This is a genomic window from Achromobacter sp. PD1 (assembly GCF_048541815.1).
In the GTDB taxonomy this organism is placed as follows: Bacteria; Pseudomonadota; Gammaproteobacteria; order Burkholderiales; family Burkholderiaceae_B; genus Achromobacter; species Achromobacter bronchisepticus_A.
Window position 1 is genome coordinate 6,421,760 of sequence record NZ_CP183349.1, and the last position, 12,161, is coordinate 6,433,920.

Annotated in this window: 12 protein-coding genes and 1 riboswitch; of the genes, 5 read left to right on the top strand and 7 right to left on the bottom strand. The window is 66.2% G+C overall.

All coding sequences use genetic code 11. The features are described from left to right. The first annotated feature begins 83 nt into the window (after positions 1-83). From ACM1PE_RS30260 to metF, 5 genes are all read left to right on the top strand, one after another. Positions 84-320, top strand: coding sequence for a DUF1289 domain-containing protein (locus ACM1PE_RS30260; protein ID WP_054457003.1), 237 nt, complete (start codon positions 84-86; stop codon positions 318-320). 78 nt (positions 321-398) lie between these two features. Beyond that, positions 399-1,505, top strand: a complete 1,107-nt coding sequence (locus tag ACM1PE_RS30265) for a glycosyltransferase family 4 protein (protein WP_419342016.1) — start codon at positions 399-401, stop codon at positions 1,503-1,505. A gap of 35 nt (positions 1,506-1,540) precedes the next feature. After that, positions 1,541-1,676, top strand: a riboswitch (S-adenosyl-L-homocysteine riboswitch). 100 nt (positions 1,677-1,776) lie between these two features. After that, positions 1,777-3,195 (top strand): adenosylhomocysteinase, encoded by a 1,419-nt coding sequence (ahcY, locus tag ACM1PE_RS30270; protein ID WP_419342019.1) that lies wholly within the window; start codon positions 1,777-1,779, stop codon positions 3,193-3,195. A gap of 120 nt (positions 3,196-3,315) precedes the next feature. Beyond that, positions 3,316-3,651, top strand: a complete 336-nt coding sequence (locus ACM1PE_RS30275; protein WP_006389784.1) for a phage holin family protein — start codon at positions 3,316-3,318, stop codon at positions 3,649-3,651. Next, positions 3,651-4,499, top strand: a complete 849-nt coding sequence (gene metF, locus ACM1PE_RS30280) for a methylenetetrahydrofolate reductase [NAD(P)H] (protein WP_059374132.1) — start codon at positions 3,651-3,653, stop codon at positions 4,497-4,499. The genes ACM1PE_RS30275 and metF overlap by 1 nt, the downstream gene beginning before the upstream one ends. Before the next feature lie 76 nt (positions 4,500-4,575). Here metF and ACM1PE_RS30285 read toward each other — a convergent pair whose 3' ends face one another. The 7 genes from ACM1PE_RS30285 to ACM1PE_RS30315 form a co-directional block, all read right to left on the bottom strand. Continuing rightward, the gene (locus tag ACM1PE_RS30285) at positions 4,576-5,574 is read right to left on the bottom strand and encodes a tripartite tricarboxylate transporter substrate-binding protein (RefSeq protein ID WP_306634573.1); all 999 of its coding nucleotides are present in this window, start codon (positions 5,572-5,574) and stop codon (positions 4,576-4,578) included. A gap of 131 nt (positions 5,575-5,705) precedes the next feature. Then, entirely contained in the window at positions 5,706-6,500 is a 795-nt protein-coding gene (locus tag ACM1PE_RS30290; RefSeq protein ID WP_306634571.1) for a DUF3800 domain-containing protein, read from the bottom strand. Between the two features lie 345 nt (positions 6,501-6,845). Continuing rightward, complete coding sequence (locus ACM1PE_RS30295; RefSeq protein ID WP_306634569.1) at positions 6,846-7,709, bottom strand: proteasome-type protease; 864 nt, start codon at positions 7,707-7,709, stop codon at positions 6,846-6,848. Positions 7,710-7,764: 55 nt separating this feature from the next. Further along, positions 7,765-8,568, bottom strand: a complete 804-nt coding sequence (locus ACM1PE_RS30300; RefSeq protein ID WP_118933255.1) for a transglutaminase family protein — start codon at positions 8,566-8,568, stop codon at positions 7,765-7,767. A gap of 13 nt (positions 8,569-8,581) precedes the next feature. Then, positions 8,582-9,553 (bottom strand): alpha-E domain-containing protein, encoded by a 972-nt coding sequence (locus ACM1PE_RS30305; RefSeq protein WP_059374137.1) that lies wholly within the window; start codon positions 9,551-9,553, stop codon positions 8,582-8,584. Positions 9,554-9,555: 2 nt separating this feature from the next. Then, positions 9,556-10,989: a circularly permuted type 2 ATP-grasp protein gene (locus tag ACM1PE_RS30310; protein ID WP_419342025.1), complete on the bottom strand. Its 1,434-nt coding sequence runs from the start codon at positions 10,987-10,989 to the stop codon at positions 9,556-9,558. Positions 10,990-11,407: 418 nt separating this feature from the next. Beyond that, entirely contained in the window at positions 11,408-12,082 is a 675-nt protein-coding gene (locus ACM1PE_RS30315) for a 5-formyltetrahydrofolate cyclo-ligase (protein ID WP_059374138.1), read from the bottom strand. Positions 12,083-12,161: the final 79 nt, after the last annotated feature.

The following is a 12,161-nucleotide window of genomic DNA, read 5'->3' on the forward strand; positions in this document are numbered from 1 at the left end:
GTGCGCGCGGGCAGGTATTCAAGTCCGGGCGGGGCATAGGGCCATCCAAAAGGGGACGCACTCCGGGTGTTAATCTACACCCGATGAATCAGCACCACGTCGACCTCTCCAAACTCCCCGACGCCGAAGACGCGCAACGCGCCTTCAAGGCCTCGGATTCGCCCTGCGTGGCCGTCTGCTCCACGTTGTTTGACGACATTTGCCGCGGCTGCGGCCGCACCGCCATGGAAGTCGCCAACTGGGTGTTCATGACGGAAGAGGAAAAGCGCGAAGTCTGGGTGCGCATCACGGCGCAAGGGTATCCCCGCCGCAACAATTAGCCGGCGGCCGCGCAGGCCGTCTTGGGCATGTCACATGGCGCGGGCTAAATCGCGCTATTGCCCACTTCCGGCTCCATCATGCGCATCGTCCTGGTCACGGATGCCTGGCATCCGCAAGTCAATGGCGTCGTCCGCACCTGGACGACCATGCAGCAGATCCTTGGAGAATGGGGCCACGAGCTGATCGTGGTGAACCCGCAGGGCAGCCGCACCGTGCCGGCGCCCTCCGAGCCCGACCTGCGGCTGTGTCTGCAGCCCGGCCGGCAATTGCGCCGCATCCTGGGCGACATCGTGCCCGACGCCCTGCACATCGCCACCGAAGGCCCGCTGGGCCTGGCCGCGCGCCGCATGGCGCTGGCGCGGGGCTGGCGCTTCACGACGTCGTTCCACACCATGTTCCCGGACTACCTGCAGGCGCGCATGGGCATCCCGGCGGCCTTGCCCTGGCGTTATCTGCGCTGGTTCCACCGGCCCTCGCAACGGGTGCTGGTGCCTACGCCCACGGTGCGAGACGTGCTGGCGCGGCGCGGCCTGGGGAACCTGCAGATCTGGTCGCGCGGGGTGGACCCGCGCAAGTTCCAGCCGGGGGCAGGCCAGGCCTTCCCGGACCTGCCCCGTCCCGTATTCCTGAGCGTGGGCCGCGTGGCGCGCGAGAAGAATCTGGACGCCTTCCTGTCGCTGGACCTGCCGGGCAGCAAGGTGGTGGTGGGGGCGGGGCCGGATGAGGCGCGGCTGAAGAAGCGCTTTCCCGGCGCGATTTTCCTGGGCATGCGGCACGACGAAGCGCTGCCGGCGCTCTACGGGTCGGCCGACACCTTCGTCTTCCCCAGCCTGACTGACACCTTTGGCCTGGTCATGCTGGAGGCCATGGCCTGCGGCACGCCGGTGGCCGCTTTCCGCAGCGAAGCGCCGCTGGCGGTGGTGACCCAGGGCGTCACCGGTTTCCTGGACGAAGACCTGGCCCATGCCTGCCGCTCGGCCCTGTCGCTGGACCGCCATGCGGTGCGCGAACACGCCCTGACGCGCAGCTGGGATTCGGTGGCCGCGACCCTGCTGGCTGCACTGGTGCCGCTGGACGGGAGCGCCCGCGGCGCGGAGCATGCGCAGGCGTCGTGCGTGCCCGAAGGGGCCGTGCTTGCGCGGCGGCCTGGCGGCGAAATGCCCGCCAGGGAGCCAGGGGTTTGATCCTTGGCGGACGGTTCCCGGGTACAATGCCCGGCAATCCTGAGGAGCGTTGCGACGACCCTGCGGTTCCCGCCAGCCGGCACGGCAAGCGGGGCCAGGCTCGCCAGGCTCAGGAATCCTTGTTCAAGCGGCGCGCCTTGCGCGGCGCTACAGCAACGGCGCTCACCTTTGTCGCATATGGCGGGAAAGGCGAGCACTCGACCTTCGTGGTGCCTTCGCGTTGTCCGGCCATATCCTGCGCCGTTCGTATTTCACGTGGAGCCTACACACCATGAACGCTGTGACCGATAAATCCTTTTCCGACTACCTCGTCGCCGACATGTCGCTGGCCGGCTGGGGCCGCCGCGAACTCGCCATCGCCGAAACCGAAATGCCCGGCCTGATGGCCATCCGCGAGGAATTCGCCGCCAAGCAGCCCCTCAAGGGCGCGCGCATCGCCGGCAGCCTGCACATGACCATCCAGACCGGCGTGCTGATCGAAACGCTGGTGGCGCTGGGCGCCGAAGTGCGCTGGGCCTCGTGCAACATCTTCTCGACGCAGGACCACGCCGCCGCCGCCATCGCCGCGTCGGGCACCCCGGTCTTCGCCGTCAAGGGCGAAACGCTGGAAGAGTACTGGCAGTACACCCACAAGATCTTCGAATGGCCCAATGGCGAAAACGCCAACATGATCCTCGACGATGGCGGCGACGCCACCTTGATGCTGCACCTGGGCACCAAGGCCGAGAAGGACATCTCGGTGCTGGCCAACCCGGGCAGCGACGAAGAGCGCATCCTGTTCGCCGCCATCACGGAAACCCTCAAGCGCGATCCCAAGTGGTATTCGACCCGCCTGGCCCTGATCAAGGGCGTGACGGAAGAAACCACCACCGGCGTGCATCGCCTGTACCAGATGTCGCAAAAGGGCGAGCTGGCCTTTGCCGCCATCAACGTCAACGACTCGGTCACCAAGTCCAAGTTCGACAACCTGTATGGCTGCCGTGAATCGCTGGTCGACGGCATCAAGCGCGCCACCGACGTGATGGTCGCTGGCAAGGTTGCCGTCGTGGCCGGCTACGGCGACGTCGGCAAGGGCTGCGCCCAGGCGCTGGTCGCGCTGCGCGCCCAGGTCTGGGTCACCGAAGTCGATCCGATCTGCGCCCTGCAGGCCGCCATGGAAGGCTTCAAGGTCGTGACCATGGAAGAAGCCGCCGCCCACGGCGACATCTTCGTCACCGCCACCGGCAACTACCACGTCATCACGCGTGAGCACATGAACGCCATGAAGGACCAGGCCATCGTGTGCAACATCGGCCACTTCGACAACGAAATCGACGTCGCCAGCCTGGCCGACTGCAAGTGGGAAGAGATCAAGCCGCAAGTCGACCACGTCATCTTCCCGGACGGCAAGCGCATCATCCTGCTGGCCCAGGGCCGCCTGGTGAACCTGGGTTGCGCCACCGGCCACCCCTCGTTCGTGATGTCGTCCTCGTTCGCCAACCAGACCATCGCCCAGATCGAGCTGTTCACGCGCAACGAAGCCTACACGTCGGGCCAGGTCTACGTGCTGCCCAAGCACCTGGACGAGAAGGTCGCCCGCCTGCACCTGAAGAAGCTGGGCGTGAAGCTCACGACCCTGCGCCAGGATCAGGCCGACTACATCAACGTGCCGGTGCAAGGCCCCTACAAGCCCGAGCACTACCGCTATTGATGGTTGTAGCAAAATAGGCAAGTGCCGCGCCATGTCGGCGCGGGCTTTCCGGTCTGCGGGACCCCTGTCGCGAACGTATCGCCGCGGCAGGGCCGGCGGGCTCACAACAGGAGATCGAACATGGCATTGATACTCGTCTGGATCCTGAACGCGGTGGCCTTGCTGGCCGTGGCCTACCTGCTGCCCGGCATCACCGTGGCCAGCTTCGGATCGGCGCTCATCGCCGCGCTGGTGCTGGGTCTGGTGAACATGCTGGTCAAGCCGGTGCTGGTGCTGCTGACGCTGCCGATCACGATCGTCACTCTCGGTCTCTTCCTCATCGTCATCAACGCCTTGTTGTTCTGGTTCGTCGGCTCCGTGCTGAAGGGCTTCCAGGTCAACGGGTTCTGGTGGGCCGTGGGCGGTGCGATTCTGTACAGCATCATCTCTGGCCTGCTCACGAAGCTGATCCCCTAATGTCTGATTCGACTACTCCCGCTTTCAGTCTGGAATTCTTCCCGCCGCGCGACTTGGCCGGCCAGGAACGGATGGTGCGCGCGGCCAAGCAGATGCTGGCCATCCAGCCCAAGTACGTCAGCGTGACCTTCGGCGCGGGCGGTTCCACCCGCGCCGGCACGGCGGACGCCGTGCGCACGCTGCGCAACCTGGGCTGCGAGGCGGCGCCGCACCTTTCGTGCGTCGGCGCCACGCGCCAGGATCTGCGGGACATCCTCCAGGCCTACAAGAACGACGGTGTGCGGCGCGTGGTGGCCCTGCGCGGCGACCTGCCCTCGGGCATGGGCGGCGATGCGGGCGAACTGCGTTACGCCAACGAGCTGGTGTCGTTCATCCGCGAGGAAACGGGCGACTGGTTCCACATCGAAGTCGCGGCCTATCCCGAAATGCACCCCCAGGCAGCCAATCCCTCGGCCGACCTGGACCATTTCGTGAACAAGGTCAAAGCTGGCGCCGACGCAGCCATCACGCAGTACTTCTTCAACGCCGACGCTTACTTCGACTTCGTCGACCGGGCCCAGGCCAAGGGCGTGAACGTGCCTATCGTGCCGGGCATCATGCCCATCACGAACCACACGCAGCTGCTGCGCTTCTCGGAAATGTGCGGCGCGGAAGTGCCGCGCTGGATCCGTCTGCGCCTGGCCGAGTTCGGCGACGACAAGGCCTCCATCCGCGCCTTCGGCGTGGACGTGGTCACCGAGCTGTGCCAGACGCTCCTGGACAACGGCGCGCCGGGCCTGCATTTCTATACCTTGAACCACGCGGAAGCGCCGCTGGCGGTGTGGAAGGAACTAGCGGTGCAGGCGTAACAGGTTGCCCCGCCATAAAGGCCAAGCCCACCCGAGAGGGTGGGCTTTTCTTTGGCCGCGCGCCCGGTGTGCGCCGTCAGTCGGCGTACACCCCCGCCTTGCGGATGATGCCGCCCCATTTGTCGACCTCGGATTGCAGCCAGGTCTGCAGGCCCTGCGGGGTCTGCTTGGATTCAGGCACGATCTCGGCGCCCAGTTCCGCCATCTTCTGCGTGAAGGCGGGGTCCTTCAGCGCGGCGCGCAACGCTTCGTTGAACTTGGCGATGGCTTCCGGCGGCGTGCCCTTGGGCGCGTAGACGCCATGCCACACCTTGACCTCGAAGCCCTTCAGGCCATTCTCCTGCAGGGTCGGCGCATCGGGCAGCGTCTTGATGCGGTCCAGCGTGGTGACGCCGTACAGCTTCACGCGGTCGGCCTTGATCTGCGGAATGGTTTGGGTGGTCTGATCGCACAGCACGTCCACCTGCCCGCCCAGCAGCGCGGTCATCGCCGGCGCCGTGCCGGCATAGGGCACGGTGGTGAACTGCACGCCCAGCGATTCCTGCAGCAGCATGCCGCAGAGCTGCGACACCGCGCCCAGCCCGGCGTTGGCCAGGTTGATCTTGTTGCCGTTCTCCTTGGCGTACTTGATGAAGTCCTTCATGCCGTCTGCGGGCAGGTCCTTGCGGCCCAGCAGCGTCATGGGAACGTCGGCCACCTGGCCGACATAGGCGAAGTCCGTCAGCGGGTTGAACGACAGCTTGCGGTACAGCGCTGGCGCGGTGGCCATGCCGTTATGGTGTATCAGGAAGGTGTAGCCATCGGGCGCGGCGCGCGCCACGTGCTGCGACGCCAGCGTGCCGCCGGCGCCCGTGCGGTTCTCGATGATGATGCTTTGGCCCAGCGTCTTGGACATGGACGCGCCCAGGCTGCGCGCCACCACATCGGTCGGCCCGCCCGCCGCGAACGGCACGACCAGCGAAATGGGATGGTTGGGATAGGCGCCTTGCGCGCCGGCGGTGCCAGAGACCAGGCAGGACAGGGCCAGCACGGGCCAGGCCGCGCGCTTGAGCGCGCGCGCGTAGATAGGGGGCATGTCTCGCTCCTTGTGGTGTTGTCGGGGCCCCCAAGGCAAAGCATGACGGCCGGACACCAGTGTGGCGCGACAGCGCCCGGATGAGAATTCGCGGTTCCGCAAGCCGGGTTTCGGTTGCTGGAAAGGAGGGTTTACGCGGAAGGCGATATGAGCGGGGGATTTTCCTGTTCGTCCTGCGAACCGAGTCCGCTGCACGGGAGGGCTGCGGCTTGCAGGCGGTCATGAAAGTAACGGTGAAAAATCTCCCAGTCTCGGTACTGCGCGGACGCCACCTGGAAGGCGCACAGCCGGCCCACCAGGCTGCAGATCCAGTCAGCGCATTGAAGGGTCTGGAACAGGTGGCTTTCACCTTGAATCAGCGGCTCGACCAGCGTTCTGCATCGGTCGGTGGCATCTTCGATCATCGCCAGCGTGCAGGCTTCGACATTCATTTCGCGCCACCGGCTGCCCGCCTGTTGTTCGTCGATCAAAAGCATGAAGGTGGCCTGTCTTGCCGAGAAAAACCGATCCGCGCGTCGGACTATGCGTAGCAATTGCTGCTTGAAGATCTCTGCGGGTTGATGCGATGTCGCGTCTGTTGTCTTTTGCTCACCGCTGTAGATCACGTGCCCGCCGATTTGTCTGATCCGGTTCAGCAAACGCCCCGTTGCGGTCCGCAACTGCTGGTACTTTTCAACATTCCGGACGGTATAGAGTTGTGCGCCTTTCTTTTCCCAGCGGTACGCAGGTTGGTCTTGCCGTTCCAGTTCGAACTTCAATAGATGGCATTTCAGTTTGTAGAAGTAGATGGCGAATTCGCGCACGGTTTCCACAGGCAAAACCAACCCGCCGAATCCGAACTCCGGGCTCGTCCGGTGTTTGCCATGATCACGGGAGACGAAGGGTCCGATGTGGCCGAACTCGTCCAGGTACATGACGTAATGCATGACGTAACCCTTTGCCCGACACATGGCTTGTATGCGAATCGAAGCAGTGTAGGGCGCGGGAGACGGTCGATTTTCCTTCAGTGAATGGAAAGATCGCACTCAAATTCATCATGGCAACGATCATGCCGCACAAGAACACGAAAGCCCGCAGCAGTGAATTGCGCGGGCCTCGGAAGGTGGGCATATGGCGTGCATATACGTTGAAGAAACTCTATGCCGATTCCGGTCGTGCCACAAGGGATCAAGGTGTCCGGAACACGCAAATGTGCGCGGGAACCTGCGGTATCAGACGGAATCCCGGGTTTCAGCCTGGGAGACTCGGCGTGTTCCTGTCGGCAACGGTCCCTAGTTCGCCTGATCCTTCCCCGGATCTTCCGCCAGCACCTGCGGCGCCGAATAGTTCGACACGGGCGCATCCACCGGCTCCGCACGCAGCGGCTGGTGCACGCGGCTGGGAGGGACCAGCGAATCGGGCGAGTCGGGATTGGTCCAGAGCGGGTCCGGGATCTCGGCGAAGACCTGGCGCAGGCGTTCGCCCCAGGTGCCGCGGATCATGCGGAAGTACTCGTTGTGCTCGTCGATGCTGGCGAAGTGCGTGACGCGCAGCGAGTGCGTGTCGTAGACCAGCAGGTCCAGCGGCAGGCCGACCGAGATGTTCGACCGCAGCGTGGAATCCATGGAGATCAGGGCGCACTTGGCGGCTTCGTCCAGCGAGGTGTCGGGGCGCAGCACGCGGTCCAGGATGGGCTTGCCGTACTTGGCCTCGCCGATCTGGAAGTACGGGCATTCCTGGCCGGCTTCGATGAAGTTGCCCGCCGAATACACCTGGAACAGGCGGCAGCGCTCGGTGCCGATCTGGCCGCCGAAGATCAGGTTGACGTTGAAGTCCACGCCCTGCTCGCGCAGGGCCGGGGCTTCGTGGTGGTAGACGCTGCGCACCGCCGCGCCGACGCGGCGGGTGGCCTCGAACATGTCGGGGGCGTTCCAGACGGTTTCGCCGTCTTCGTCGTGTTGACGCGCCAGGGCGTTCAGCACCGACTGGCTGACCGCCAGGTTGCCGGAACTCATCAGCACCATGACGCGGTCGCCCGGGCGTTCGAACACGGTCATTTTGCGAAAGACGCTGATCTGGTCGACTCCGGCATTGGTGCGGGAGTCGGCCAGGAACACCAGGCCGGAATCAAGGCGGGCTGCGACGCAGTAGGTCATGATCAGAAATAGGGAAAACCACGCCGCATTGTATTGCGGCGAGGCCGGCGGGATGTTACTGCTGGGCGCTGGACTGGACCTGCACGCTGACCTCCATGGATTCCTGGCCGCCGCCGTTGCGCACGCCGCGCACCGGCGAAGCCGAGTCATAGTCCCGCGCCACCGCCAGCCGGCAGTGGCAGTCCGAGGCGAACTGGCGGTTGGTGATGTCGACGCTGGTCCAGCCCACGTCGGGCAGCCAGACGTCGGCCCAGGCATGGCTGGCCGCGTGTTCGGCGGTGGTGTACAGGTAGCCGCTGACGTAGCGCGCGGGCACGCCCAGGCCGCGCACGCAGGCCAGAAAGAGGTGGGCGTGGTCCTGGCAGACGCCGTGGCCCATGGCCAGCACCTGGTTGGCCGCGGTGGTGACGTCGGTGGTGCCGGGCTCGTAGGCGACGCGATCGCTGACCGCCGTGGCCAGGGCCAGGATGTCGTCCGGCGTATGCAGGCCGCCAGGCAGCGCCTCGCGCACGAAGGCCATGACGGTGTCGTCGGCCTGGGTCAGCGGCGTCTGCACGCAATAGGCGTGCACCGGCAGGCGGCTGTCCTCGCTGCCGAGCAGGCCGCGTTCCAGCGGCGCCACCAGCACCTGTCCGACCACGCGCAGCTCGATGTCGGTATGGGGCTGGTTGAGCGTCAGCGTGTGCGTGATGTTGCCGTAGGCGTCCACCTGCTTGTCCAGGTCGCCGGGCGCTTCGATGTGCCAGCGCAGCACGCGCTGGTGTTCGTCGTCGCGCGGGGTCAGGCGCAAGGTCTGGATGCTGTAGGTGACCGGGGCGGTATAGCGATAGTGAGTGACGTGGGTGATGATCTGTTTCATTCTGCTCTCCTGCCTAGGCCGACAGCGGCACCAGGAAGTCCTGGCTGATCCGGTTGCCCAGATCGTTGATGCGGTCGAGGAAGTGCTCCAGGTACTGGTGCAGGCCGCTGGCCAGGATGTCCTCGACGCGGCCGTATTGCAGTTCCGCGCATAGCATGCCGGCGCGCCTTTCGGTTTCGGTCGAGCGCTGGTTGGAAACGCGCGCCAGGTCGTCGGCCACCGCGCGCATCGAGGCCAGCAGCGAGCGTGGCATGTCGCCGTGCAGGATCAGCAGCTCGGCCACGCGGTCGGGGGTGATGACGTCGCGGTACACCTTGCGGTAGATCTCCAGGCCCGACACCGAGCTGAGCAGCGCCGACCAGCGGTAGAACTCGCTCTGCAGCGCCGCCGCGCCGGCGGGCTCAGTTCGGCCGTCATGGCCGTTGGCGCCGCGTTCATGGAACTTCACGTCCAGCATGCGGGCGGTGTTGTCGGCGCGTTCCAGGTGCATGCCGATACGCAGGAAGTACAGGGCCTCGTCCTCCAGCATGGTGCCGATGGTGACGCCGCGCGCCAGGTGCGAACGGAACTTGACCCATTCGAAGAACTCGCCCGGATTGCGCTCCAGCAAGCCCGTATGCAGGTGCTTGAGCAGTTCCAGCCAGGTGGTGTTGTAGGTTTCCCAGACCTCGGTGGTGAGGCTGCCGCGCACCGCGCGCGCGTTCTCGCGGGCGGCGCGCATGCAGGAATAGATGGACGATGGGTTCTCGGGATCGCGCACCATGTACTGCAGCACGTCGTGCGGCGAGATGGCGGCGTACTTGCTCTGGTACAGGCCTTGCAGCTCGGAGATGCGCAGCACGGCCAGCCACGAGCCTTCGCGCCGCTGCGCGTCCTGCGGCAACAGCGACATCTGCAGGTTCACGTCCAGCATGCGGGCGGTGTTCTCGGCGCGTTCGGTGTAGCGGCACATCCAGAACAGATTGTCTGCGGTTCGGCTCAGCATGTTCAGTCCTCCTCCAGCACCCAGGTGTCCTTGGTGCCGCCGCCCTGGCTGCTGTTGACCACCAGCGAGCCCTCGGTCAGCGCCACCCGGCACAGGCCGCCCGGCACGGTGCGGATGTCCTTGCCGCACAGCACGTAGGGCCGCAGGTCCACGTGGCGCGGCGCCACGCCCGATTCCACGTAGGTCGGCACGGTGGACAGCGCCAGCGTGGGCTGCGCGATGTAGTTGGCGGGGTTGGCGCGCACGCGGTCCTTGAAGGCCTCGACCTCGGCGCGCGAGGCCGACGGCCCCACCAGCATGCCGTAGCCGCCGGAGCCGTGGACTTCCTTCACCACCAGTTCGTGCATGTGGGCCAGCACATGTGACAGCTCGTCCGGCCGGTTGCAGCGCCAGGTGGGGACGTTGGACAGTATCGGCTCCTCGCCCAGATAGAAGCGGATCATGTCCGGCACGTACAGATAGGTGGACTTGTCGTCGGCGATGCCGGTGCCGATGGCGTTGGCCAGCGTGACGCGGCCGGCGCGGTACACCGACAGCAGGCCCGGTACGCCCAGTGCGGAATCGGCGCGAAACGACAGCGGATCTAGGAAGTCGTCGTCCAGGCGGCGGTAGATCACGTCCACCTTGCGGGGCCCCTGCGTGGTGCGCATGTAGACGGTGTTCTGCTCGACGAACAGGTCCTGGCCTTCCACCAGTTCCACGCCCATCTGCTGCGCCAGGAAGGCGTGTTCGAAGTAGGCCGAGTTGTACATGCCGGGCGTCAGCACCACCACGGTGGGATCGTCGCCGCCGTGCGGCGCGACTTCGCGCAGGTTGTCCAGCAGCAGGTCAGGGTAGTGCGCCAGCGGCTCCACCTTGATGCGGCTGAAGGCGTCGGGCATCAGCCGCATCGACATCTTGCGGTTCTCCAGCATGTAGGACACGCCGGATGGCACCCGCAGATTGTCTTCTAGCACGTAGAACTCGCCCGCGCCGGCGCGCACGATGTCCACTCCGGCGATGTGGCAGTAGATGTCCTCCGCCACGTCCACGTCCTGCATCTCGGGGCGGTACTGGGCGTTCAGGAACACCTGCTCGGCGGGCACCACGTCCGCGCGCACGATGTCGTGCCCGTGATAGATGTCGTGGATGAACATGTTGAGCGCGCGTACCCGCTGCTTCAGGCCGGCTTCCAGCAGACGCCATTCGGCGGCGGGAATGACGCGCGGGATCAGGTCGAAGGGGATCAGGCGTTCGGTGCCGGCCGCGTCGCCCGCCACCGAGAACGTGATGCCGACCCGGCGGAAACTCAGGTCCGCTTCCAGGCGGCGCGCGGCCATGGCCTGCGCGGACTGCTCGTCATGCCAGCGCTCGAAAGCCTGGTAGTGGGAGCGTATGCCGCCGGCGCTGTCGCGCATTTCGTCATAGGCGGGGGGACGGGGTGATCTGTCCTTCATGGCTCCTCCGGTACAGTGCCGGCGGCCGGTCTGCGCGCGGCCGCCGTCCGGCCGATATCCGGCCGGTTGCTAGGGATTAAGCAACCCGCATGCCAGCCTGGCCGGCACGCGCGGGGGCGCCCCTGAGGACCAATATCCTCCGAAGGGCGTTGCGGCGCCATCGCCGCGGCGGCTGAGGCCAGGGGATGGCGTGGGCGCCGGGCGCGGATTGGCCGGGCCTGGCGGGTGGAACGGGGTCAGCGGGGCTGGCGCGGAAATGCCTGGCCAGGGGAACGGGCGGGGCGGCGCTGCCGAAGAAAGCGCGCGGAAGTGCGCGGGCGCCGCGTGCTGCGGCCGGGGTCTGGGCTAGGCCCGGCGGCAGTCTCTATGATAGGCCGTGCACCGTTTTGGTGCAAACCGGTGGGGCAAAGCTGGTGCGTCAGTTCATGCGGAAGCTGTGCAGCGTGGTGCCGCCGGTGCCGCCTTGTTCCAGCGGCGCCTGGGGCACCCAGCCGTCCTGGGTCAGCACCGCGTCCAGCGGGAAGTCGTGGCTGGCGGGTTCATAGCCGGCGTCCAGTTCGCCGCAGCTCCAGGCGATGCCGATGGCGATGAACGGATGGCCGCGGTCGCGCAGCGCGGCCAGGGTGCGGTCGTAGTAGCCGCCGCCGTAGCCCAGGCGATCGCCCTGTTCGGTATAGCCCAGGGTGGGCACCAGCACCACGTCGGGCAGCAGTTCAGCGCCGGCGACGGGTTCCTGGATGCCATAGGGGCCGGCGCGCAATTCGGCGTCCGGCGTCCAGGGCAGGAAGGCCAGCGGGGCGTTGCGTTCGCGCACCACGGGCAGCGCCACGGCCACGCCGTTTTCGACCCATTGCTCGAGCAGCGGGCGCAGGTCGGGCTCGTCGGCCATGGGCCAGAAAGCGGCCACGGTGGCGGGCGCGGGGCGGCCCGCGCGCACGGCTTCGTCGCGCGCCACATTCAGCCAGGTGAACAGCCGCGCGCGCATGAGCAGGCCGCCGCGGCTACGCTGGTCTTCCGGCAGTTCGGCGCGCAGTTTCCGCAATCGCGCGCGTAGCGGTACTGCGGTATCCTCTGGAGTATTTTGCGTAGTCATGCGGTGGCTGTAAGAGGGATGGACAAATGATGGCGAATGTGCGGACGCATGCGGACGAACATGTGGATTTCCGGCATGC